General features: G+C 60.3%; 19 protein-coding genes and 1 pseudogene. 2 read left to right on the forward strand and 18 right to left on the reverse strand.

What is annotated here, in order from left to right:
* Position 1: 1 nt before the first annotated feature.
* From J2W40_RS16395 to J2W40_RS16475, 16 genes and pseudogenes are all read right to left on the reverse strand, one after another.
* Positions 2-2,200 (reverse strand): acyl-CoA dehydrogenase family protein, encoded by a 2,199-nt coding sequence (locus J2W40_RS16395; protein ID WP_310226815.1) that lies wholly within the window; start codon positions 2,198-2,200, stop codon positions 2-4.
* Between the two features lie 101 nt (positions 2,201-2,301).
* Complete coding sequence (locus J2W40_RS16400) at positions 2,302-3,333, reverse strand: DUF2889 domain-containing protein (protein ID WP_310226817.1); 1,032 nt, start codon at positions 3,331-3,333, stop codon at positions 2,302-2,304.
* Positions 3,330-3,785, reverse strand: a complete 456-nt coding sequence (locus J2W40_RS16405) for an HIT family protein (RefSeq protein ID WP_310226819.1) — start codon at positions 3,783-3,785, stop codon at positions 3,330-3,332. The genes J2W40_RS16400 and J2W40_RS16405 overlap by 4 nt, the downstream gene beginning before the upstream one ends.
* A 42-nt stretch (positions 3,786-3,827) precedes the next feature.
* Positions 3,828-5,012, reverse strand: a complete 1,185-nt coding sequence (locus J2W40_RS16410; protein ID WP_310226878.1) for an acetyl-CoA C-acyltransferase — start codon at positions 5,010-5,012, stop codon at positions 3,828-3,830.
* Positions 5,013-5,082: 70 nt separating this feature from the next.
* Positions 5,083-5,523, reverse strand: coding sequence for a Zn-ribbon domain-containing OB-fold protein (locus J2W40_RS16415; protein ID WP_310226821.1), 441 nt, complete (start codon positions 5,521-5,523; stop codon positions 5,083-5,085).
* The gene (locus J2W40_RS16420; protein ID WP_310226823.1) at positions 5,523-6,740 is read right to left on the reverse strand and encodes a thiolase C-terminal domain-containing protein; all 1,218 of its coding nucleotides are present in this window, start codon (positions 6,738-6,740) and stop codon (positions 5,523-5,525) included. The genes J2W40_RS16415 and J2W40_RS16420 overlap by 1 nt, the downstream gene beginning before the upstream one ends.
* Before the next feature lie 409 nt (positions 6,741-7,149).
* Positions 7,150-7,797: a TetR/AcrR family transcriptional regulator gene (locus J2W40_RS16425; protein WP_310226825.1), complete on the reverse strand. Its 648-nt coding sequence runs from the start codon at positions 7,795-7,797 to the stop codon at positions 7,150-7,152.
* Between the two features lie 323 nt (positions 7,798-8,120).
* Positions 8,121-9,590, reverse strand: coding sequence for a class I adenylate-forming enzyme family protein (locus J2W40_RS16430; protein WP_310226827.1), 1,470 nt, complete (start codon positions 9,588-9,590; stop codon positions 8,121-8,123).
* A gap of 138 nt (positions 9,591-9,728) precedes the next feature.
* Positions 9,729-10,634: pseudogene (locus tag J2W40_RS16435) on the reverse strand (TauD/TfdA dioxygenase family protein).
* Between the two features lie 2 nt (positions 10,635-10,636).
* Complete coding sequence (locus J2W40_RS16440) at positions 10,637-12,358, reverse strand: N-acyl-D-amino-acid deacylase family protein (protein WP_310226829.1); 1,722 nt, start codon at positions 12,356-12,358, stop codon at positions 10,637-10,639.
* 82 nt (positions 12,359-12,440) lie between these two features.
* Positions 12,441-13,379 carry a flavin reductase gene (locus J2W40_RS16445; RefSeq protein WP_310226831.1) on the reverse strand — a complete coding sequence of 313 codons (939 nt, stop codon included), beginning with the start codon at positions 13,377-13,379 and terminating at the stop codon, positions 12,441-12,443.
* Between the two features lie 15 nt (positions 13,380-13,394).
* Complete coding sequence (locus tag J2W40_RS16450; RefSeq protein ID WP_409050393.1) at positions 13,395-15,146, reverse strand: N-acyl-D-amino-acid deacylase family protein; 1,752 nt, start codon at positions 15,144-15,146, stop codon at positions 13,395-13,397.
* A 91-nt stretch (positions 15,147-15,237) separates the two neighbouring features.
* Complete coding sequence (locus J2W40_RS16460) at positions 15,238-16,968, reverse strand: thiamine pyrophosphate-binding protein (protein WP_310226834.1); 1,731 nt, start codon at positions 16,966-16,968, stop codon at positions 15,238-15,240.
* A complete protein-coding gene (locus J2W40_RS16465; protein WP_310226836.1) occupies positions 16,925-17,815 on the reverse strand; it encodes a crotonase/enoyl-CoA hydratase family protein in 891 nt (296 codons plus the stop codon). The genes J2W40_RS16460 and J2W40_RS16465 overlap by 44 nt, the downstream gene beginning before the upstream one ends.
* A gap of 14 nt (positions 17,816-17,829) precedes the next feature.
* Positions 17,830-18,150 (reverse strand): NIPSNAP family protein, encoded by a 321-nt coding sequence (locus tag J2W40_RS16470; RefSeq protein WP_310226838.1) that lies wholly within the window; start codon positions 18,148-18,150, stop codon positions 17,830-17,832.
* The gene (locus J2W40_RS16475) at positions 18,147-18,974 is read right to left on the reverse strand and encodes an enoyl-CoA hydratase (protein WP_310226840.1); all 828 of its coding nucleotides are present in this window, start codon (positions 18,972-18,974) and stop codon (positions 18,147-18,149) included. The genes J2W40_RS16470 and J2W40_RS16475 overlap by 4 nt, the downstream gene beginning before the upstream one ends.
* Positions 18,975-19,200: 226 nt before the next feature.
* Between J2W40_RS16475 and J2W40_RS16480 the strand changes: the two genes are divergently transcribed.
* Entirely contained in the window at positions 19,201-20,370 is a 1,170-nt protein-coding gene (locus J2W40_RS16480) for an acyl-CoA dehydrogenase family protein (RefSeq protein WP_310226842.1), read from the forward strand.
* A gap of 38 nt (positions 20,371-20,408) precedes the next feature.
* Here J2W40_RS16480 and J2W40_RS16485 read toward each other — a convergent pair whose 3' ends face one another.
* Positions 20,409-22,580: a 3-hydroxyacyl-CoA dehydrogenase NAD-binding domain-containing protein gene (locus J2W40_RS16485; protein ID WP_310226844.1), complete on the reverse strand. Its 2,172-nt coding sequence runs from the start codon at positions 22,578-22,580 to the stop codon at positions 20,409-20,411.
* 29 nt (positions 22,581-22,609) lie between these two features.
* Positions 22,610-23,815, reverse strand: a complete 1,206-nt coding sequence (locus tag J2W40_RS16490; RefSeq protein WP_310226846.1) for an acetyl-CoA C-acetyltransferase — start codon at positions 23,813-23,815, stop codon at positions 22,610-22,612.
* Positions 23,816-23,967: 152 nt separating this feature from the next.
* Between J2W40_RS16490 and J2W40_RS16495 the strand changes: the two genes are divergently transcribed.
* On the forward strand, positions 23,968-24,900 hold the full coding sequence (locus J2W40_RS16495) for an NAD-dependent epimerase/dehydratase family protein (RefSeq protein WP_310226848.1): 933 nt from the start codon (positions 23,968-23,970) through the stop codon (positions 24,898-24,900).
* Positions 24,901-24,906: the final 6 nt, after the last annotated feature.

The raw sequence follows: 24,906 nt of genomic DNA on the forward strand, positions 1-24,906 counted from the left end.
ATCAACTCCGGGTTCGCGGCAGGCCAAGGGCGGATTCGGCTATGATGCTGCGTTGTATCTCGCTCGTCCCTCCGTAGATTGTAGCCTGGATCGCCTTGCGGCTTTCCAATTCGACCACCCCGAGGTCGGAATGCGCTTGCAGCAGCGAATACGGTGCAGCCAGGTTCACAAGATCCGTCGAGCACGTCACCAGCGCTTCGGACGCGAATAGCTTCGCCATCGAGCCGAAATGCTTGCCTGGCACAGAGTTTACGAAAGCCCACTGGCAGCGACGATCGAGCACATCGGCCACAAGCATCCGCGCTTGCGCCGCGGCGATGCGTGAGCGCACGACTGGGCGGTCGATAGGGCGTGTACCGTCGGCGCCGGAGGTTTCGGCCCACTTAACGACATGGCGCAGCATGATGATCAGCGCACTCACGAAAAATTCCGCTCCGCCCTGTTCGAGCTTGAGCGCGGTCCCCAGTACGCGCGTGCCGCCGTTAACTTCGCCGATGCGATAGCGGTCGGGAACGCGCATATCAGTGTAGTAGGTGATGTTGGTTCGCTCGCCGCCAAGTGTCTCGATCTGCTGCACTTCAAAGCCGGGCAGGTCAGTAGGCACGAGAAACAGCGAAAGCCCCGCGTGCTTCGGCAAGTCCGGATCGGTCCGCGCGATCAGCAGGACATAGTCGGCGAGGTGACCCTGGCTGGTGAACATTTTCTGTCCGTTGACCACCCAATCGTCGCCGTCGCGTACCGCGCGCGTCGCCGCAGCAAAGATATCGGACCCGCACGAAGGCTCGGAATAGCCCAGCGCAGCGAACGACTTGCCCGACGCCATACGGGGCAGGACCTCGCGCTGCACGCTCTCGTCGGCGAAATGCATGATGATCTTGCCGATCATGTGCGTCACCGTCCACGGGATGCGAGGCCAGGAAAACTCGGTATAGACTCCGGCGAGAGCCGTCATCTCATAGGGCGTGCGTCCGGCTCCGCCATAGGCTTCGGGCCAGTCGGCGTAGAGGAAACCGGCCTTGGCCAAATCCGCGATGAAGGGATGATTGCCGTCGTCCGTGTCATGGGTGAAGGTCCACATTTCAGGCGTCATCCGCTCCGCGAAGAAGGCGCGCGCCCCGGCGGCAAAGGCCTTGGCCTTGTCGTCGTAATCAAACGTGATTGCGCTTTCGCCGGGTTCGGGAGAAGGGTCGCTGCGGCCGCCCCACAGGCGATCGCCCAATGTTTGCAGTTCCTCGGCCGGATCCCCCGTCAGCAGCATGATGGCACGAATGCGGCGCAGATAAAGCTGGGCGTCGTGCTCCATCGACATGCCGTAGCCGCCATATGTGCGCATCGCGCGGATGGCGGCGGTCGTGCAGGCCTCGCTAACCCACCACGAAGCCGCAGAAATATACGTCGAACGGGCGTTGTCGTCAGCCTCGGTCGCAGCGCGCCAGCACAGCAGGCTGCCGCCCTCGACATCGGTAATCGAGTCGGCCAGCGGGTGGGCAAGTCCCTGGTAGCTTCCGATCGGCTGGCCGAAAGCAGTCCGTTCGTTCGCATAGACGGAAGTTTCGGTCAGCGCCTTACGTGCCATCGCGAAAGTTGCCGCGGCGACAAACAGCTTCCATTCGTCGAGGCTGGCGGTCCAGTTCGCGATCGCCGCCGGGCCGCGCCCCAATTCGATTGCGCCCGTCGTGTTAATCGCCAGAGAGGAGAGCGGCAGCGCGCCCGTGTTCTGAAGTAGCGACTTGTCCGGGTTTTCAACCAGAAAGACCGCTTCGTCTTCTCGACATACTATCCAGTCGGCGATCGCCCCTGCGGGAATGATCTGCGGCACGCCGCTGCGTACGGGCTGAAGCGCGAGTGTGAAGATTTTCTCGCCCTCGGCGAGGGCCGCAAGATAAGGTTCTGCGGCGTCATGCCCGATCTGCGCTACGATGCGTGCGGCGACAATGCTCTCGATCAAGGGTACGGAGGCGAGGTGAGTACCGGCCGTTTCGGCGATGAGGACCGCATCGATTAGGCTAAGCCCCGCGCCGCCCCATTCTTCGGGCACGCGCAACAGGGGCAGGCCCATTTGCGTGATTTCATTCCAGAGATCGCCATCGAACCCGAGAGACTCGACCGCACGGACACGGGCGGTCGTCGACTCCTTTAGGAGTAACCGCTCAAGGCTGTCCCTGAGCATCTGCTGCTCGTCGGCCAATTCCAAATTCAACGCTGTCTCTCCGTTGTTTACCTGCTAACGTCAGAAAACCTTACCGCGTAATGTCTGTTCCTCCTAATCACCAGTCTAATGATTGCTAGGTGCCGGGTTTCTTAGCCGACATGTGCCTCGATCCCCTTGTCGAGCTCACTAACCATCGCCGGAACATCGGCGAGCGAGCGCAGGACGTCGTTAAGGTGTGTGCAGCCGAGCGTACCTGGGAGCACGTCGAGCACCACATTTCGGAACTCGGCGACATTGCGGCCGACCACGCGCCCGGCCTTCACGGATGCGCCGGGACATTCGGCAAACGGCAGAATCATCGGCAGCGCCTGAAGCGAAAGCATGGTGTAGGTTGCGCCATCGATTTCGGCATGGACGCGATATTCGTGAACTCCGCGCCGTCCGCCGGCAGGGGAAGTGCCGCTGTCCTGAAAAAAGGCATCGACGATTATGAGATTTCCGTCGCGCCAAGCGTCGATGCGCCGCGCCCGTCGCATGGCCGGTCCCTGTTGCTCGGCCATCTTGTGCCAGCTGTTCGGATCATCGGGGTTGGGCAGGCCCCCTACATGGGGCGCATCGGAGAAGTTCCTGCCCGACATGTCGATCTCGTTCAGTGCCGTCGATCCCTTTGCAAAACCGGTGCAAACGTCAAGCATTTCTCCGTTGCGACCGTGCGACTTGTCGATCTCGGTTTCTTTTCGGAAGGCTTGCCAATCGTCTTTCCATTGGGACCAGATCCAGCGCGCGACGAGGCTGGAGCCCGCAAAATCGTCGAGGATCTGGTAAAGCGGAGCGCCTGCCAGTTCGCCAAGGATTGAACTTATCTTGCTGCGACTCTCGCCACCCGCCCGTACACCGATCAACTGCGCGATGCGCGCATCCTCCGGCCAAGCGCTCAGTTCGAGAATCTCGCGGCGAGGGGATATCCGCATCATATAACCGGCTTCGGCAATGACGACCGCCGTTCCGCTCCTGATTGGCGCTATGACATCTCTTGCCCGCGCTTCCATCAGCCAGGCGGCGGCGGCCCCATCGGGCCAAGTCGAATCGATAGAAGTCGTGCGCCTGATTGATCCTGCCCTGCGAAGCGGCGCCACGCCGCCCGATTGCCGGGCCATCGTATATTGTTGCGGAGCATTCATCGTATCCGTCTTTCTTTCGGAATGGCGCGCGCGCGCAATCGTGCGGCAAGCGCGGCCAGTTCCTCGGGGTTTCCAGCCGTCTGACTGTGCACGCCAAGGGGTTGGCCTGGCCATCGGGGGATGAGGTGGACATGAACATGGAACACGGATTGGCCGCCCTGTCCGCCATTGAACTGCATCAATTGCACACCGTCAGGCTGCAACTCGTCGATGAGAATCTGCATGAGCCTTTTGGCGCAAGTGAACAGCGGCGCGATCGCCACGTCGTCCAGTTCGATCAGATTACGTGCTCGTTGGTGCCGTGGAATGATGAGAGTGTGGCCGAGGGACTGCGGGAAACCGTCTAGGAATGCGAGGATATCCTCATCTTCATAAACATAATGACAAGGCGCGTCGCCGCGAAGGATCTTCGCAAATACGTTTTCGGCATCGTAATCACCATAAAGGCTCATTGCCGCCGCTCCTTCCTGCTCTTTGCCCGGAACTCGCCAAGTTCACACTATTTCGTACAGCGAAGCCGCGCCCATCCCGCCCGCGATGCACATCGTCACTACGACATATTTCGCCTTCCGACGCTTGCCCTCGATGAGGATATGGCCAAGTTGCCGTGCGCCAGTCATGCCGAACGGATGGCCAATCGAGACCGACCCCCCGTTCACGTTGAGACAATCGTCAGGAATGCCCAGCCTGTCGCGGCTGTAGATGACCTGACAGGCATAGGCTTCGTTCAACTCCCAAAGATCGATATCTTCTATCTTGAGGCCGTGCTGCTTGAGCAGCTTGGGAATGGCATAAACCGGTCCGATGCCCATTTCGTCTGGTTCAAGGCCGGCGATCGCGAAGCCACGATAAAGCCCCATCACCGGCAATCCGCGCTGCGCTGCAAGGGCGCCGTTCATCAGGACACTGGCTGATGCACCATCGGCCAGCTGGCTGGCGTTGCCCGCGGTGATGGTGCCGTTCTCACGCACGACAGGCTTGAGCGTGGCGAGGCTCTCCAGCGTTGTGTCGGGACGATTCGCTTCATCCTTCTCGAGCAAGACGCCCACTTCGCGGGTTTCTCCGGTAGCCTTGTCGGTTTCCAGCTTGATGGATGCCATGGGGACAATCTCATCGTCGAACAGGCCGTGTTGCTGGCCATGGGCGGTTCGCATCTGGCTCTGATAGGCGTAGGCGTCCTGCGCTTCGCGACTGATGTTGTAACGCTCGGCCACAACTTCTGCCGTTTCGTTCATCGTCAACAACATCCCGGGAAATTCCTTCCGGATGGTCGGGCTGCGTCCGTTCTTGGGCTTGTGTTGCGTGGGAGCAACCATACTCACCGATTCTACTCCGCCCGCGACGACGATCGGGACGCGGTCCACGATGATTCGCTGTGCTGCAAAGCTTGCCGCCTGAATGCCTGAACTGCACGCGCGCGCGATGGTGACGGCACCTGCAGACAAGGGCACACCGCCGACCAGCGCCGAATGGCGAGCAATGTTGTTGCCGCTATCCCCTTCAGGCACGGCGCAGCCAAAGATGACGTCGTCGATCTCGGCTCCGTCGATCCCCGCGCGCTCGACGGCATGGCGAATCGCATGACCGCCCATATCAGCGCTGTGCGTGTTGTTGAAGGCGCCGCGAAATGCCTTGGCAAGCGGCGTCCGGGCGGTGGCGACTACGACTGCATCCGTCATGCGATTCCTCGAATTTAAAACCAGCACTCGCAAATCCGCGCGAGGCCGGAGGGATGGGGTGTCGCCTTTGTCAGGCCACGCGGAAGTTGGGAAGTACCCAACCGTCATTGATGGCGGTCCATTCGATCTCGACCGGCATGCCGATCGTCACATCCTCTGCGTTGCAGCCGGTAAGGTTGCCAACGAGGCGCGTTCCGCCAGCTCCGTCGATCTCGACGACAACCGGCACATAGACGAACTCGTCGCCCGTCGCCGGATTGCGGCTGCAGATCGCGAAGCTGAAAACTTTGCCCGTTCCCGCCAGTGTGGGCCACTCACGTTCCTTGCTGGAACAATTCGGACAGTAAGGGCTGGGCGGCATGCGAAACTTGCCGCAAGAACTGCACTGGCAGGCCGTCAACCGATGTTCCCGGGCGGCCTGCCAGAACGGTTCGGTGTCGGGATTGGTTGTGACGTGAATCTGCTCGCCGGGAAGCACGCGGGCAGGACCATAGGCTATGGGAGTGGCCATCACGCGCTCCTCAGAATTAGGCTGGAAATCGGGATTGGCGCGGGGCCGCCGGTAACGAGTGCAAATTCGCAGTCGGCCACCTGATTGATCGCCGTGCCGCGCAGTTGCTCGACGGCCTCGACCACGTGCGTCATGCCGATGATGTAGGCCTCGCTGAGATTGCCACCATGGGGATTAACGGGGATCCCCCCATTCACGCCGCCGCGGGTATTGGCATCATACCTGATCTTGCCGCCAAGGACATAATCATTGCCCTCGCCGCGTTCGCAAAATCCATAGTCTTCCAGCTGCGCAAGAACCATCGAGCTGAAATGGTCATAGATCAGGGCGACGTCCATGTCTGCTGCGCGCAGTCCGGACTGTGCCCACACACGGTCGGCCACGAACTGGTGACCTGAACTGGAAAACTCAGGATCGGGCATGCCCATCCACCCGAAGGCGCGGCCCCACTCGCGCGATGCGCCATGTGCGCACGCGTGAATGTAGGCAGGCTTGTGCCGGCAATCCTTGGCGCGATCGGCGACGGTCGTGATGACTGCGACGGCTCCGTCGGTTTCCAGGCAGAAGTCGAGGCGACGGAGCGGATCGGCCAGCATGACCGAATCCAGATAGTCTTCTTTCGTCAGCGGTGTGCGACGGATCGCCTTGGGCCGGTTCAACGCATTCTGCCGCGACGACATTACGATCTCGGCAAAGGCATCTTCCGTCGAACCGTAAAGATGCATGTGCCGCCGCGCCAGTACGCTCATCAAGTGGCCGGGGCCGACGAGGCCGGAAGGCTGGAGAAAGCTATTTTCCGGATCCGGTTTCATCGCCCCGAAGATCGCGCCGAGCCGTGCGTTGGGCGTCTGCTGCACAGCCATGACCGTCACGGCATAGCGGCAATCCTCGTTCATAAGCCCGGCGGTCGCCAATCCGACTGCGCCTGCCGACCCGCCACCGCCCGACGTGAGCGCTGCCGTGAAGCTGACGTTGCGCATGCCGAGCGTTTCCATCAGCGAGCCGCTGTCGAACTTGTCAACATAGCCAGCGCTGGCGCTGGCATAATAGGCGAACCCATCAATGTCCTTCACGCTGATCCCGGCATCGTCGCAGGCCTTGAGTATAGCCTCGCCGGTCATATCGTTGATGGTGCGCGGCCAGCTTTTGCCGCGTACGTAATAATCGGTGGCTCCAACGCCGACGATCGCACACTTATCCTGATGAGCCCAGGTCACGGACATCCTTTCCACTTGCGTACCCTGACGGTGCGCGACCTCACGCCCGCGATGGTCGCCAAAGCACCAATATATCTAATTTCCCTAACGGTCGATAGATCAATATAAGATCGTATCGCAAGTGATAATTGCGTTTTTGCAGTCACCAAGTCGGGGGCGTCGCGGAGCGGGACAAATTCTCACTCAGGAAGATCGCAGGCAGCCATCCCCGTGTTCAGAGGTAAGCAGCGTCGCCGACGATCGTTGCTGGGGCAAAGTTTCGTGAATCCAACCTGTGTTCAGGTTGATGCGTGAGTTGTCTAGCCAGTAAGTCACTGTTCCTGCGCGACTTGCCGGTGAGTTCGTTGGAGAGCCAATGCCTCAGCAATCCAGTCGGCTTTGGTCGGGCGCTAGAATAGGCGGCCCTCGTTCAGGCGCGCATGCCATCGATAAAAAGACTTGAAAACAGCGCGCCCACTTCGTCCGTCGTGCTGCGATCACTTTCGAACCATTCGGCGACGAAAGTTAACGCGCCGACGATAGCCATCGAAGCCACTGCATCCGGCAGGTCTTTCCGGATTTCGCCCGTGCGTTTCCCTTCTTCGATTAGGTCGCGCCAGAACTGATTGTAGGCTTGGCGGTGGCGCACCTGTTCCGAATACTCGGGCTCTTGCAGGAAAGATAGCGTCTGCGCTGAAGCGACTGCCATGTCGCCCGAATCCGAAATAATCTTGACCGAGGCTTGAAACGCCTTGTCCAGCTTCTGGCGGACGGTGGAATTGGCTGGCAGGTTGTCGACCGCCTCTTTCAATATCGCCAAATGCGCATCGATCGTGTCATTGAGGATCGCGGCGAGCAGCGCTTCCTTAGAATCGTAATAGTAATAGAGGCTTCCCGACTTCATCCCGACCGCGGCGGCAATATCGCGCATTGAAGTCGCCTGATACCCGTTGCGACGGAAAAGATCCGAGGTAACGTCAAGAACGCGCTGCCGCGTGGCATCACTTTTTTTGAGAATGGGCACCTCGAGACCCTTGCTTTTCGCCTTTGGTTTGGCCTTGGCAACGGCAGCCGTCATTTTGATTTCCATCCCTAGATCGGTACGTGAGAGGCCATCACCTGACGCGGAAGACCCCGTCGCAATGCATCTGACCGCATCACGATTTGCCTTAATGTTCCAACGGGTTGTGAGAGTGCAAGCCTTTTTACTGCTTGGCGGCGCATACTCGTGGAAAACGCGTAACCATTTGCGCGTCTTAATTTCAAACAATTAATTGAATATGCTGTATAAATTCTGTCGCTGGGGTAGGTCTTGCGGGCCATTGGCTCGCTTTAGGCTAATGCGGCATTTCCTGCGTTTCGGACCATTCTCGCGTTGCGCGTCGGGTAAGAGCGCTTGATCTACCCAGTCAAGAAGAGGTTGCGGAGCGCCGCACGATCAATCTTGTACGCGCTGTTCAGCGGCATCGTCTCGACCACTTGCCACCGGGCCGGGACGTAGGGTGACGGCAGGTGCGCTCGCACATGTCCCTCCAACTCCGCGATGTCGGGTAGCACGGTCTGCGGTGTGAACTGGATTACGGCGCCCGGCACCTGATGCAGGACGCGATCCTCGATTCCGACGACGCCGGCAAACGCGACGGCCGGATGCTGTCGGAGCACTTGCTCGAGCGTTTCTGGCAGGACCTTGAAACCGCCGCGCATGATTGCGCCGTCTGCCCGTCCAATGCAGTACAGGAATCCGTCCGCATCAATGCGGACCAAGTCAGATGTTTGAATCCAGTCTGTTCCGATCCGCGGTGATACAACTTCTAAAAGCCCGATCTCGTCCGCCGGCAGGATGTCGCCTGTTTCTTGATCGCAGACGCGGAGCTTGACGCCGGGGAGGGCGCGGCCCGAACTTCCAAGCTTGGTATCGCCCCATTCCGCGTCAAGAGCGGGGGTCATCGCGGTGACGGGTCCGCCAAACTCGGTAGCACCATAGACCAGAAGAATGCGCGCACCGTAAGTATCTTGGAACGCCTTCTGCAGTTCCACATCGAGTGGGGCGGCGCCAGTCGTTACGTACTTGACCGAGGCAAGGTCGTCCTTGGAAAGCTTCGCATTCAAGATCATTGGGACTGCTGCGGAAGGCAGCCCCACGCTTGCAGGGCGATAGCGCACGACGTAGTCGCGCCAGACGTCGAGCGAGAAGCGATCGAGCAGCATGATCGGCTGCCCTTGCAGGAAAGATCCAATCAGCATCGACAGGCCCGCGATGTTGCCGAATGGAAACGCCATCAGGAATGGCGGCGCGGAATTTTGCTGAAGGACCGGAGTGTTCTGGTTGATCATCATGTGCGCGAAGACTGCATGAGAGATCGGGTACTGCTTTGGTGATCCGGTCGTGCCACTGGTCAGGATGTCGATGGTCGGCGACGGATCCGGGGATGAGTTGGCGGGGATATGGCCGCGCCTGACGAGGGTTGCGCCATCGTCGCTCAGCGCGATGCAGGTGACGTCGGCGGCTTCGATCGCGGTGACAACCTCCGGCGTTAGGTCTCCTTCCATCAGCACTAGGGCGGGCGAGGCAAGCTTGGCTATGGAGGCGGCAATCGCGGCCGGCGACTGAAATGCGTAGATCATGCGGATTGTGCGATCCTGCGTGATCAGGCCAACGAGCCCGGCAAGGGCGGCCGGATGATTGCGGGCAACGAAACTGACAGGAACGTGATTTGCGCCGCTATTCGCTAAGTGTTCACCGATCTTGCGGGCCAGATCCTGCACCCAGCCCCAAGTCCGCCATTCACCTTCGAACTGGACGGCATTTCCGCAAGGATCGAATGACAGCAATTTGCTGCACAGTTCGGAGAACTTTGGTTGATCATTCATGGCTCAGACAATCCCGCTTCCCGTAGCCTGTGCGGCCGACTTTACCGATGGATCGCAGCGTCACCGGCGGTTGACAATCGTCCCGGACCCTCTAGCGTAGCTGCGAGCGGATAAATTGCATCCGTGATAGCCGGAAAGTCAGGCTAGCCGTCCGAACGCGTAATCCCCCGCAATGCTGGTTCGGTGCACTTCGCGATACATTCCTTCCGGCACCCCGCGCGCGCAATGGATCATGCGCCAGTTGTCCCACAGCACTAGGTCGCCCGGCAGCCATTTGTGATCATAGACCCGGCTTTCGTCAGTAAGATGTCCAGCGAGCGTCCAAAGCAGTTTATGGCTCTATTCAGCGCCCATCCCGACGATTGAGCAAGCGAACATCGGAGACAGGTTCAGCACCTTGCGGCCCGTCTCGGGCTGCACAAATACTAGCGGGTGAACGACGGCGGGATAGCCGCCGGCCGCGATGCGCTGCTCTACACCCGACTGGAAGGGGTGCGCACGAACCGAGTTGATCTGCTGTTGTGGCAGGTAGCGAAAATTCGGCGTCACGCCCGATTGCAGCGCATAGAGGACTTCGAGATCATCGATCGTCTTGCGCAGGTCGTCGGGTAGGGCGTCATAGGCCGAAATCTGGTCGACGAAGCCGGTAGTGCCGCCCTGATCGGGCTGATGCGCGACACGCAGGATTCCGCCATGGTTGGTCTCCACCGTGAAGACTTGATCGGAGTGCCATGGAATATAACCGCCCAGCACTGTGCCGTTGACTTCTAGCAAGGCACCGTCGCCGCCCTTGGCCACGAACAACTCCTTGCAGTCGGGATGCAGCATCTCTGCCACCGAATGAACCTGAAGTTCGCCAAAGCAACGCGATAGTTCGACCTGAAAGACCGGATCGCTGGGTCCCCCACGAAAAACGACAAGGCCTTCGCGGATCCACAATTCGCGCAGTTCCTGCCGTATGCTTGCATGCTGGATCTGGTCGGCGTCAAGTCCGTGTACCGTTAATCCGAACGGCATATCATCGGCGAGGCGGCGCAAGTCCATGTTCAATTCCTTTGTCCGCGAACCAGCCGACCCGGCAGCGCGCCGGTGTGTTCGCCCTCGCGATAAGTAACCTTGCCCGAGACAATCGTCGCGACATACCCGTCGGCGCGTTGTGACAGGCGTCGTCCACCGGTGGGAAGATCATATGTGGGCAGCGGTGCATATAGATGCAGTGCGTCAAGGTCGATCACGTTAAGGTCGGCCTTCATGCCTTCGCGCACAAGTCCGCGGTCAAGCAGGCCCATGGCGACCGCGGGCTGCCGGCTCAATTGATGGATGGCTTCGGGCAGTTCCACTTTTCTGTCCGGCGCCGCATCCCGCGACCAGTATGTCAGAAAATAGGTCGGGTAGGCGGCGTCGCAGATCGACGAATAATGTGCTCCGCCGTCGCCAAGGCCAAGTATCGTATGTTCGCTCTTGAGCATGTTTCTGCCCGCGCTTTCGAACCGCTCGCCCTCTAGGTTGCCAAGTGGCCGGTACAGGATTTCCCGACCGTCGCGTAGGAGCAGAAGATCGTAGACGACATCGAGCGGCTCGCGACCTTGCCGCCGTGCGATTGCTCCCACGCTTTCCTCCGCCGAGGGGTGATAGTTGGGCGGATCGCCAAGCGGGAACAGGAGGTCGTGTTCAGCAACGATGTTGAGGAAGTGGGGATTGCTGTCAACTGGCTTTTCCGACAAAAGCCGTCGGCGCATTGCCGGGTCGCGCATGGCTTCGACCTTGTCGGCCAAAGGCAGGTCGATCAGCGGCTGGAATGATGGATGCAGCGAAAACGGGTGGAACAACAGTTCCAGCCCCATCATGATCGCGGGCGGTCGCGGAATAACTTGTCCGCGGATTTCCATGCCGTTGCGGTTCGCCTCCGCCAGTTCCGCTAGCGTCCAGCGCCACTCCCCCGGTTGCTGCGGCGACTGCGCGAAGGTGAAGGATACCGGCCGGCCCGAGGTCTGCGCAATCCGGCGCAGCATGTCGAACTGATCCTCTTTCGACAATTCGCTGTTGCCGATCAGCTGAAAGACGCCCGACCCGGCGTCACGCAGTCCTTGTGCCAGCGCGAGCACTTCATCTGCCTGGGTCAGCACAGAGGGAGCCGAACGCCCATCGCGGAAACGGTGCACCATGTTCAGCGAAGTGGAGACGCCGATCGCCCCCGCGCGAATGGCGTCGGCGGTCAAATTGGTCATTTGGTCGAGCTCGTCCGAAGTCGGCGCTTCCATGTCCGCGCCGCGCTTGCCCATCACGTAGACCCGCAATGGCGAATGAGGCACTTGCGTCGCAAAATCGATGTCTGTCTCGCGCTCGGCAAGGGCGTCGAGATACTGGGGAAAGGTTTCCCAGTTGAAAGGAACACCTGCGGCCATGACCACCTCGGGAATGTCCTCAACCCCTTCCATCAGTTTGATCGTTATCTCGCGCTCGTGCACGCGAACGGGTGCGAACCCGACGCCGCAATTCCCCATCACTACGGTTGTTACCCCGTGGTTGGACGATGGCATCAGCCTGTTTTCCCAAGTTACTTGGCCGTCGTAATGGGTATGCACATCGACGAAGCCGGGTGTCACCAGTTTGCCCGTTGCATCGATTTCTTCTGGCGCGGTGACGTAAACCCGACCCACGGCTGCAATGCGGCTGCCGGCTATTGCCACATCGCCGACAAAGGCCGCGCCGCCACCGCCGTCGACGATGGTGCCGTTGCGCAGGATTAGGTCGTAGAGTTGTGACACGGAGTTCTCCTGCCCAGTATTTCGGTACTTGCCTCGACTGCCGGTTTCCCGTCGAAGACGAGGTGTAGAATGTCGGGCGGTATCAATCCTTTACAGCTGGCGGGGTAGGCGCAACCGACGGTGTAGTCCTACCGATGCGGCGAAGGGCGTCCTTCAGGAACTGGCCTTCCCAGGGTTCGAACTGGTCGAGCATGGTCTGCTCACTGTCCTTGCCGATCGCGAGAAGGCGCAACACCAGGATATGCCCCTTTTCGGTCAATGTGATTTTGCCATCGGCACCTTCGTTGACGTCGATCAGGCCGATGTCGGTCATGTGATCGATTGCTGCATGATCGACAATGCAGGCGTAAAACTGGCCGATCTCGTTCATCTCACCGATGGTCAGCGGGCGAACGCCCAGTGCGGTAAGCGCGAAATACTCGTTATCATCCAGATCCGCCCGGGCGAGCTCCTTGTGAATCTCGCGAGACGCTGCGAACTGCGCACGGACGAGCAGGAAGTCCAGCGACTGCCCGGCCAGTTCGCGCTCACTTGCCGCCGGTGCGACTGCCGAATACCTGCCGCGGTGAAAGACGAGCGGATGCTTCTCGAAATGATCGAATTCGAGCACTTCGCCCACGATGATGTCGTGGTCACCACCGTCGTAGCGATAGGCGGTGCGGCATTTGAACCGGGTCGCGCAACCGTCGAGCAACGGCACATCTCCCGGCCCGCGCTCCAGCTCCAGCCCAGCGAACTTGTCTTCGCCCCGCCGTGCGAAGCGATCAGACAGCGATTGCTGATCGGACGCGAGGATGTGCACCGCAAAATGCCCCGCCGTGGCAAAGGCCGGTTGGCTGAGTGCGTTCTTGCCGATGCTCCAGAGCACGAGTGGCGGGTCCATTGAGACGGAATTGAAGCTGTTGGCCGTCATCCCGACATCGGTCCCGTCCGGTGCGACGGTGGTAACGATCGTGACCCCGGTCGCGAAAGAGCCGAGCGCGGACCGGAAATCCTTAGAAGCGAGATTATTGGCGGTCATTTTACGGCTTTCCTTTCAGGCTGCGCTTGCCAAAGGGCTTGCGATAGGAACGGTGCGCGTGTCGCGGCCCGAGCGGAGCACCGTGCCTGGAAGTGCGCCGGTGCTGTGCCCTTCGGTTACGATGAGTTGGCCATTGACGAGGACATGATGAACCCCGATGGCATCGCAATAAAGGCGTCCTGCGCCCGCCGGCAGGTCATTTCGGGTGTGAAGCGGTCCGCAGGCGATTGTGTCCGGGTCGAATACCACGATGTCGGCATAATAGCCCTCCGCCAGACGGCCCCGATCGCGCAAGCCGAACGCGCGGGCGGGCAGGTCCGTCATGCGATGGACCGCTTCTTCCAATTCGAGCAGACGGCGTTCGCGCACACCCTGCTGCAGCACTTGGGTCGAGAAGGCGAACGTGTCGATCATGTTGAGGTGCGCGCCAGCATCCGATGCACCGATGATCGCGCGATCGTCACGCCACGCCGCGCCGCGCATCTGCCAGCTTTCGTGATCAGCTCCCGACAGGTTGGGCATGAAACGTGTCTTCAGGTCTTCCTCAATGGCGAGGTCGAGCATGGCATCGAGCGGCGCCTTGTTCAGGCGAGAGGCTAGTGCGCCGACCGTCTGCCCTTCCAGCGCCTTGTTCTCCTCCCGCTCGGTCTCGACGATAGTCCACGAGCTCCAGTCGGCCAGATCGCCGATAGGGCCGCTGGCCTGGTGGGCTGAATGGCTGAGTTCCTTGCGTATCTCGGGATCGGAAAGTTTCGCGATCCGCTCGGGAACCGGCAAAGCCATGACCGGTCCCCAGCCATTCATCGCATCGATCACCATGCCGGCTTCGAAAGTAAGCACTAGGCCAATCGCCTGCGGAGCCACAAGGGCGATGACTTTTGCGCCGCGCCCAGCGGCATAGTCGCTGGCTGCCAGCTGGTTGTTGTAGATTTCGCGGTAACGGGAATTGGGCGAGAGGACGTTCCAGTTGAGCGACCGCTCCGCAGCAAGCGACATCTGCGTCATGCGTTCGACGTTCTCCAGCTTGAACGACGTACCCGTGTCGGAAACCATTTCGAGCCAGGTGCCTTCGTGTTTCCTGACCACTGCGGCCAGCGCCATCAGTTCGGTATCGCTGGAATGACGTGACGGCACCGGCTGCCCTTCCGCATCGCTGTGGGTCGCCGACAGCGTTGTTGAAAAGCCAAGGCCGCCGGATTGGAGCGAGGCATCGAGCAGATCGCACATAGCCGTAATCTCGTCTTCGCTGGCCGTGTAGCCGATTGCGCGGTCGCCCATGACGGCACGGCGCAATGCCGAATGACCGACCAGGAAACCGGCGTTGACCGCCACGCCGCGTTCGACTTCGGCCAGATAATCGGCAAAGCTGGTCCAAGACCAAGGCACGCCGGCTTCTAGGCTTTCAAGCGGCATGCCTTCGACCCGTGACAGCATGCGCATGAGATATGTTGCATCTTCCGGTTTTCCGCTCAGGGGTGCGATGCTGAAACCGCAGTTGCCGCCGAAGACCGTCGTCACGCCGTGATTGCTCGACGGTGACAGTGTCGGATCCCAGAAAACCTGGGCGTCATAATGTGTATGGACGTCGATAAAACCCGGCGCGACATTGAGGCCACAAGCATTGACTTCCTGCCGGGCTGGGCCGACGTCGTCACCGATCGACACAATCCGACCGTCGCGAACGCCGATGTCGGCGCGGAAAGCCGGATTTCCCGTTCCATCGATCAGCGTTCCATTTCTGATCGCCAAATCAAGCGTTCTTGTCATTTTCCTGTCCTGTTTTTATTGTCATGATCGTTCGAAAATTTATCGTGATATCCAGCGCTTAGTTAGAAACGCCCTCGACGCCTTCGCCGATCTATGAAAATCCCATAGGAATTACGATGGCGTTTGGGCCTTCGTGCGATTGCTCCCACGCAGCCTCTACCGCGCTTTTCGGATCATCCGCCGGACCGAGCTTGCGGCAAGCTATGCCAAACCCTTCGATGATGCCGCCAACGGTTGACCCGGTAGCGCGGAAGTCGCTGCCATTGTAACTTGGCTTCGCGAACGGCGCTTCCTCGCCAAGATTAGCCAAAAAGGCGCGTTCATAATAGCGTGTCGAACCGTAGCCGCCATTGTCCAGCACGACGATTGTGATCGGCAGGTTTCGTTCTCGGATCGACCACAAACCCAGAGCACCAAAGCGCAGCGAGCCATCGCCGATGACGAGGGTGACGGGATCGCCGGACGCAAGCGCCACCCCGGCAGCCGCGCCAGTGCCCCAGCCCAGCGCGGCGCCAGTAGTTGAAACATAGCGAGAGCCATCCTTCGACTGCAGGCCATGCATGAAGGCGACCGAGCCCATGACCGATTCATCGACCAGCCAACCGCGATCGAGTGCGCCCTGCAGCGCTTCTACCGCTGGACCGTAAGGTGAGTGGATCGCCTGTTGCGCAGGAAAGAGTGGTGCCAACTTGATCTCTTCTACATATCTGGCGCGAGCCTCCAGCAAGGCGGGCGTGACTGGCCGTTCCGCGAGAGCCGCCTCCAGCGCCTCCGCCGCGCTGCCGGGATCGTGCGCGAGGCTGAAGTCGGCCGTAACCGTTTCTTCCAGCTTCGCTGGATCATTGTTGATCTGCGCCACGAAATTCGCGGCATCGAACCACCCACTGCGCGGATGCGCTTCGTTTAGCGATCGCGCGCCGATCATCACCACCACGTCGGCCTTCTTCTCTGCCGCCATGGCGTGAGCGCCGACATTGCCGATAGTGTGCGAATGTCCCGGAGCCACGCCGAGACGGTCGTTGAAGCCGCTTTCATAGGCGACCGCGATTTCGTACTTCTCCGCGATCCTTTCGACTGCAGCGGAGCCGCCGAACCGGCGTAACTGTCCCCCAACCACTATCAAAGGCCGCGACGCGCCGGCGAGCGCGTCGGCGATGCGTGTCATATCTGGCGCCACCGGGCGCGGGTGTTTGGACGTACGACCGGGCACCGCGGCTGCCTTGTCCTGCAGCACGTCTTCTGGCATCGAGAGCAGTACCGGCCCTGGTTGCGGACCGGTTGACGCACGCCGCGCGGCTTCCATCCACCGCCTTACCGGGGCACCAGCCGACAGTTCGTGCGCCATTCGCGTATAGGGCCTGACGAGATTGACAACATCGCCTTCGCCGATGGTCCACCCCGGCGTCCTGAGGTGCGAGGCCTGCTGCGACGCTATGACCGTTACAGGGCTTTCGTCGCGCCAGGCGTTGTAGAGGTTTGCTAGGCCGTTTGCGACCCCATGCAGCAGGTAAAGCATGGTGATCGACGATCCGGCGACCCGTGCATATCCGTCCGCCATGGCCACCGCCACGGATTCATGTATGGCCGGCACATATTCTATCGTCGAACCCTGCAATTCGTAAAGGATCGATACCATCGAACTGCCGGGCAAGCCGAAAATGTGCCGGTGGCCATGATCTGAAAGAAACCTGACCACTTCCTCCGCGCCGCGTCGCGGGCTGTCTGTTTCAAGCATAGCTTTCCGATCTTTTTGCTTTTTGTTTCTGCCGGGCAGGGGATCAGTCCCAGCGATATTCGACCATGCCGTCGCCGAAAGCGGCATCGCGCCGCCGGACGGCTTCCTTCAGGCCGAGATCCTCGATTGATTGCCGGAACTTCAGGCGTCCCGCTGAGAGATGGCCGCGGGCATCCAGTTCACTGGCGAGGCGCTGCAAGGTCTTTGCACCCATCAACTCGAGGCCCAGATTAACGACCCGCTTGTTGCAGGCGAGGAGATCGGGCGAGATCGCCGCGATTCGCCTAGCTAGTGCCTCGACATGGGCGTCCAGCTCATCGGCCGGTACCGACTCCAGAGCCAGTCCCAGCCGGGCGGCATCGGTGCCGCAGAGCAGATCGCCGGTCAACAGCATGCGTTTCGCCCACTGCGGACCCATGTGATAGAGCCACATGTGCGATGGGGGCGAACCTTGTGCCCGCACCGGCGGATAGCCAATACGGGCATCGCTGGCTACGATGACGAGGTCGGCCAGCAGCGCGATGTCCGTGCCGTTGGCGAGGCAGTTGCCCTGAACCTTAGCAATCACAGGCTTGTGCATTTCGAACATCACCATGCGCAGTTCGTTCATGCGACCGAGCTGCCAGATGTCGTCCTCCAGCGTAGCAGTCTGGCTTCGGTATTCGGCTTGCTGGTTGCCGCTGTGCGCTTCCTTGACCGGGCTGGATTCTCCGCTGGTCAGATCCCAACCTGAGCAGAAGTCGCGGCCGCTGCCGCCTAATACGATACAGTGGACGTTGGTCAGGTCATCGGCCTCGATCAGGGCGTCGCGCAACTCGCGCAGGCCCTGCCAGTTCAACGCATTGCGCTTCTCCGGGCGGTCGAAGGTAATCCAGGCGATCCGGTCGCGAACTTCGAACGTCAAGGTTTCGGTGGACTGAAGCCATTTAGCCATTTCGGGTCTCTTTCTTAGCGGATCGGGGACCAGGCGGTCGGCATGAGCAGGCGGTTGCGCTGGCGGATCGGAGAAGGGCAGCGGACTGCGAAATCGAGCCATTCCGCATCCTGCCACAACGCCGCGCGACGAAGCGCACGATCGTTGAGATCCTTGAATCCCCACAGGTGCACGACTTCGTTTAGATCGGGGCCGACTTCGGTGCGGAAATAGCCAAGCAGGTTGCCCAGCACTCGCGTTGCGATGTGAACACCCTCTTCCTCGTAGATTTTGAGGAATCCGGGCAGGTCGGTCGGTGCAAAGGCATAATTGCGTTCTTCGACGATCATCATCATATCCCCTTGAACACGGGCGCGCGCTTGTCCTTGAAGGCGGCGATGGCTTCCTTCGAATCTTCGGTCTCGAAGCAGCGCAGCATGTTGCGCGCTTCTTGGTCGAGATAGGCGTCCATGTTGATGCCTTCGGCAGCGACTAGGTTGTTCTTGATATAGCGGATGGCCACGGGCGGGCCATCGGCAAGGCGGCGGGCGAAGGCGGTTGTTTCGGCGAGCAGGTCGGCGTCAGCGACTACCTTGCTGACAAGGCCGATGCGCAGCGCCTCTGCCGCATCCACCCTATCAGAGAGCATCAGCAATTCACGGGCCTTCGTCGGGCCGACGAGTTGCATCAGATAATAGGCGCAGCCAAGATCGCCAGAAGCGCCGATCCGACTGAAAGCGGTGGTGAAAAAGGCGGTTTCCGATGCGATGCGGAAGTCGCACGCAATCGCCATCGACATGCCTGCTCCCGCAGCCGGCCCGCGGACCATCGCGATCGTCGGTTTGCCCATGTCGTGTAGCAGCGTCGCAGTGTCCGCATTGCCCCTTATGCGCAAGTTACGCTGTTCGAAGCCCTGCATGATCGGGTCATCGGCATATTTGGCCATGACCTTGTCAGCTGGATCGAGTACGCCCAGCTTACTAACATCGGCCCCCGCGCAGAACGCTTCGCCGACGCCAGTCAGGATGACGACGCGAACGCCCGGATCGTTTGCAGCGTCCCGCAACTCGCACTGCAACTGCGCACCCATTGGTTGGCTCAGGGCATTGCGAACTGACGGATTGTTGAGCTGTACAGCGAGGATGCCGTCGTCGAGCGAAGTCAATATTACTGAATCCATGATCCTGCCAGTTCGATGTTAGCCAAAGACGATTCACAGACCCTACACGGTGCCGCCCACGACCGCATCCGGTGACAGCAGAAAATCAGCGGGCTGGTATTGGCATCGCGGAAGCGGATCTGACTGGTTGCCAACCGGTCGTTAGACCGGCATGATGGCAACGATTGCACGCTGAACGAAGGCGATCAGAAAATTGGGATCGGACCTGTCGTAAAGGAACATTATCATGGGCATTCTTGGTGTCACAGAGCCGGCCTTCATGCAGGATCAGGACATTTCCATGTTCACCGCCGCAGTCGAGAAATTCTACGCTAGGCATGCAACATCGGAAGCATGCGAGCGATGGCGCGAGCAGGGTTTCGTAGACCCGGAACTGTGGCAGCAGGCTGCGCAAGCAGGCCTGCTCTGCGCTTCGATCCCGACCGAGTATGGCGGGGCAGGCGGCGACTTCCGGCACGAAGCGATCCTTGCTATGCTGGCCATACGCCTTGGCGTCGACGGATTCGCCGTGTCGTTGCACAATGTCATTGTGGCGCCCTACATTCTGAATTACGGCACCCAGGCGCAGAAACAGCGCTGGCTTCCGCGTATGGCGACTGGCAAGTTCATCGCTGCTATCGCGATGACCGAGCCTGGAACGGGATCGGACTTGGCAGCCGTCCGGACAACCGCTCGCAAGGATGGCGACGGCTATGTCATCAATGGTGCCAAGACTTTCATTTCCAATGGCCAGCTTGCCAACCTGATCTGCGTCGTTGCGAAGACCGATCCTGAGGCCGGTGGACGCGGTATTTCGCTTTTCATGGTCGAAACCGATGACGTCGCAGGTTTTCGTCGCGGCCGCAATCTCGACAAAATTGGGTGCGAGGCGCAGGATACATCGGAATTGTTCTTCGACGATGTCCGCGTTTCCGACGACTGCCTATTGGGCGAAGTCGAGGGTATGGGGTTTCGCCAACTCACGACCCAGCTTGCCAAGGAACGCCTGCTGATCGCGTTGCAGGCGGTTGCGGCCATGGAACGCGCACTTGAAGAGACGTTGTCCTACGTAAAGGACCGTCAGGTGTTCGGGCAGCGTCTGGTGGATTTTCAGAACACGCAATTCAAGCTGGCTGAATGCAAGACCAAGGCGGTACTCGCCAAGGTCTTTTGCAATCATTGTATGGGACTTTTGCTGGAAGACCGGCTCGATGCTGACACAGCAGCGATGGCCAAGTACTGGACGACCGAGGCGCAGGGAATCGTGGTTGACGAATGTCTGCAGCTGTTCGGCGGCTACGGCTACATGAACGAATACCCAATAGCGCGGCTTTACCGCGATTCCCGAATTTCGCGCATTTTCGGCGGAACTAACGAGATCATGAAGATGCTGATCGCTCACACCATGATGTCATGATGCACGGGCGAACGGGCGGCACCCCCGCCGCCCGCCGATCAGTAAAAGGTAGTGTTGTTCTGGGCCATCGAGCGCAACATCTCGCCTGGCCTAAACCGCTCACCATAACGTTCCGCAAGGTCATCGCATTCTTCAACGAATTTGGCCACTCCAACCTGTTCGATCAGCGAAATGGGGCCGCCCGTCCATTTCGGAAACCCAAAGCCAAGCGTCGCGCCGACGTCCGCTTCGCGCGGGTCCGAGATTACGCCTTCTTCCATGCATTTCGCGGCCTCAAGCGACATGCGGTACAACAGCCTCTTCTTGAGGTCGTCCTTGACCTTGTCGTCGAAGGCATCCGTCAGCGTCAGCTGGGCCAGTTCACTTAGGCCGGGCCATAGCGTCTTGTCCTTTCCGTCAGCGGAATAGTCGTAGAAGCCCTTGCCGTTGCGACGGCCGAGCCGACCATGCTTATCGACCATCATCTCTAGCACCTTATCGGTTGCCGAAGGCTGATAGGCGTCGCCAAGGTCACGCCGCGTCTGCTTGAGGACGTGCAGGCCGAGTTCCAGGCCGATCGCATCGGGCAGCGACAAAGGCCCGACCGGCATCCCTGTCATCTGGCCGACGTTTTCGATGATCGCGGGCGAAATGCCCTCTACTAGCATCTCGCAAGGCTCGTCTAGATAGCGGGTGATCGTGCGCGATGTGTAGAAGCCGCGCGAATCCTGCACTACGATGGGCGTCTTGCGGATCATCGCGATGTAGTCGAACGCGGCCGCCAATGTGGCGTCCGACGTCGCCTCGCCACGGATGATCTCAACCAGGTCCATCCGCTCGACCGGTGAGAAGAAATGAAGTCCGATGAAATTGACCGGGCGAACCGACGCGGAGGCAAGGCCGGTGATCGGAAGCGTTGAGGTGTTAGACGCCATGATCGCGTCAGGGCCAAGGTGCGCTTCGGCAAGGCGAGTCACTTCGGCTTTGACATCGCGGTCCTCAAACACCGCCTCGACGACGATCTCCGCGCCTTCAAGCAGGGCATAGTCGGTTGTGGGTACGATGCGGGAGAGGATCTCGTCGGCGGCGTCCTGCGTCATGCGACCGCGTTGGACCGACTTGCCCAGCGACTTGACGGCATAGGCCTTGCCTTTTTCAGCCGCCTCCTGCGTACGATCGATCAGGATGGTCACGATCCCGGCCTGTGCCTGGACAAGTGCGATTCCTGCGCCCATCAACCCGGCGCCAAGGACGCCTGCTTTCCGATAGGTCCGCTTGGAAAAGCCGTCCGGCCGGTTTGCCCCCGATTTGATCTCACGCATTGAGAGGAATTGCGTGCGCATGATCGCCAGAGCCTGCGGGGTGCGCACCAGTTGGACGAACAGGCGCATCTCGATGCCGAGGGCGACATCGAATGGCACTTGCGTCCCTTCGTAAACGGCGGATAGGATGCTTTCCTGCGCGCGCAAGTTGCCAAAGTGCGCCTTTCGCGAAATCGCGGCGGCGACTGTCAGCGCCTCGCTGTTTGCCTGCACGTAAGGTCCGCCGCCTGGAGTCTTGAAACCTTTCTTGTCCCACGGCTGAACCGGGTCGCCAGTTTCTCGTATCCAGCGGCGCGCGTGTTCGATCGTGTCGCCTTCCGGGACGACTTCATCGACCAGCCCTATTTCTCGGGCTTCGGCGGCGGACTTGTTGACGCCTTGCAACAGCATTGGAAGGGCATCACGGATGCCGACCAACCGGGGCAGGCGTTGCGTGCCCCCACCGCCGGGCATGATGCCGAGCGAACCTTCGGGCAACGCGATCGTGACGGCCTTGCCGTCTGCGGCCACCCGGTAATGGCAGCTCATGATCAGTTCGGCCCCGCCGCCCAACGCGGCGCCCTCGATAGCGCAGGCCACCGGCTTTCCCGAAGTTTCGAGACCGCGAAAAATCTGCATGTCCCGCGTCATGCGTTCGAGATCGGCGGCAAGCGTCTCCGCTTCGCGGCCTGGCTCGGCTGGGCCGGCAAACTGGCGAATGTCGCCGACATCGCCACCGGCACAAAAGTGATCAGGCTTGGCTGAGGCGATGATCACGCCCTTGATCGCATCGTCGGACCTGACCCGGCCTACGATTGCGCGCAACTCATCCAGCGTCTCCAGCCCGAGCGTGTTGACCTTGCTGTCTGCCATGTCGAACGTGATCAGCGCGATGCCGTTTTCGTCCAGTTCGATGCGCCAATGCTTCATATCTCTCATTTCCAATGTAATCGACCGGGTCACAGGCGCTGGATCAGCGCGGCTGTACCCATGCCGCCGCCAACGCAAAGCGCAACAACGCCGAATTCCTTGTCGGACCGCTCCAACTCGTCGAGCATTGTCCCGACCAGCATCGCACCGGTCGCGCCGAGCGGGTGGCCCATGGCGATTGCGCCGCCGTTGACGTTCATCTTCTCGTGAGGGATGTCGAGTACCGACATCATCCGCAGCACAACGGCGGCAAAGGCTTCGTTCAGCTCGAACAGGTCGATGTCCGAAGCCTGCATGCCTTGCATGCGCAGCAATTTCTCCACGACCAGAGCAGGCCCGCTCAGCATCAGGGACGGGTCGGAACCGATTGAGGCGGCACCCCGGATCAGGCCGCGCGGTTTCAGTCCTCCTTTCTGACCACCTTCCGCTGAGCCGATCAGGATGGCGGCAGCCCCGTCGACGATGCCCGCGGAGTTGCCAGCGTGGTGAATATGTTCGATCCGGTCGATCTGCGGATAGCGTTGGCGCGCGATACTGTCGAAAAGCATTTCGCCCATTTGCGCGAAGGCGGGTTTCAAACTGGCGAGGGATTGGGTGGTCGTTTCCGCCCTGACATGTTCGTCACGATCAAGAACGATGAGGCCGAGCCGATCCTTGACCGGAATTACCGACTTATCGAAGCGGCCTTCGGACCAGGCCGTAGCAGCCCGGCGCTGGCTTTCGGCCGCGTAGCTGTCGACATCGTGGCGTGACAGGCCATCGAGGCTAGCGAGCAAATCGGCGGCGACGCCCTGCGGAAGCGTGTAGTTTTCGAACATGGAGATCGGGTCGGTGGCAATCGCGCCACCCTCCGCACCCATCTGCACCCGACTCATTGAGGCAACACCGCCGCCAATGGCCAATTCCGCCTGCCCCATAACAACTTTCGAGGCAGCAATATTGCACGCTTCCAGCCCGGAGGCGCAGAAGCGGTTGACTTGCGCACCTGGAACTTTCTGGTCGTAGCGCGCCCTTAACAGGGCCGTGCGGGTTATCACGCCGCCCTGCTCGCCGACTGCATCGACGCAACCGTAGATGACGTCATCGACCAAGCCGGTGTCGAGATCATTGCGGTTGCGGATGGCCTCAAGCGTTTGCGCGGCCAGCGACACGGACGTGATCTCGTGAAGGCCGCCGTCCGATTTGCCGCGGCCACGCGGCGTGCGCACTGCGTCGTAGATGAACGCTTGTCTCATTATGCCTTCAAGCTCCGATAATATTGATTTGATCTAGCAGTTGATCGAATATCTTTGCAATAGCTACCCCCTACGATCACAGTGATGATATAGCGCTCCTCGCAGTTTCTCGGTCGAGATGCAGGATAGGCGCTCAATTGGCGGGAGGCAGGATGCTAAAGAACGAGAAGATTCTCGTAACCGGGGCGACGGGCACGCTGGGTTCCATGGTGGGGCGAGCGCTTGCTAAGGAAAACGAAGTCTGGGGTCTTGCACGTTACGCCGATCCCCTCACCATAGAGCGATCTCAACGCGATGGAATAAGGCCGCTGGCAGTCGATATGGCGCTGCCGGATTTTGCATCGACGCCGCAGGATTTCACCTGCCTCCTGCATTTCGCGCATACCCGGCTTGGCGCCGATGCCTTTCCTGAGGCTGTGCGCGTGAACGCGGTCGGGCCGGGCCTGCTTATGCAGCATTGCCGTAAACTGAAGGCCACGCTCGTGGTTTCGTCTACAGCAGTCTACACGCCGCAGGCCGACATCTGGCATCCGTTGGCCGAGGGCGATCCCATCGGCGGTGCGTTTGCGCCTTGGGCCCCGACGAGCCCAGCGTCCAAGCTCAGCCTTGAGGCAACGTCGAAACTTGCGGCGGAGGCCTTCGGCATCCCCACTGTGATCGCGCGGCTCAACACGACTTACGGGCCGGGGCGCGGCGCCAAGGGCGGGATGCCGGTGATGGACATGGAGACGGTATTGCGGGGCGATCCAGTACGCACGTTTGCGGATCCCTACCCGCATTCACCCATCCATTTCGAGGACATTGTCGAGCAGATTGAAGCTCTTTTGAGTGCTGCATCAGCGCCGGCGACGCTGATCAACTGGTGCGGCGACGAAGTCGTCACGCAGCGTGAGTGGTGTGAAATGGTCGGTTCGTTCGCGGGAGTGACACCCGATTTGCAGGTTCAGCCGCTCGCGGGTGCGCCCTGCGGCAACGTTGGAGACAATCGGCAACGGCTTGCTCTGACCGGCCCATGCAAACGCCGGTTCTCTTCCGCCTATCGCGAACTCTATGATGCCCTGATCACCGGCGCGGCGAGAGTGTGAGCGTCG

Origin of the sequence: Sphingobium xenophagum (assembly GCF_031457465.1) — a bacterium.
Taxonomy (GTDB): Bacteria; Pseudomonadota; Alphaproteobacteria; order Sphingomonadales; family Sphingomonadaceae; genus Sphingobium; species Sphingobium xenophagum_A.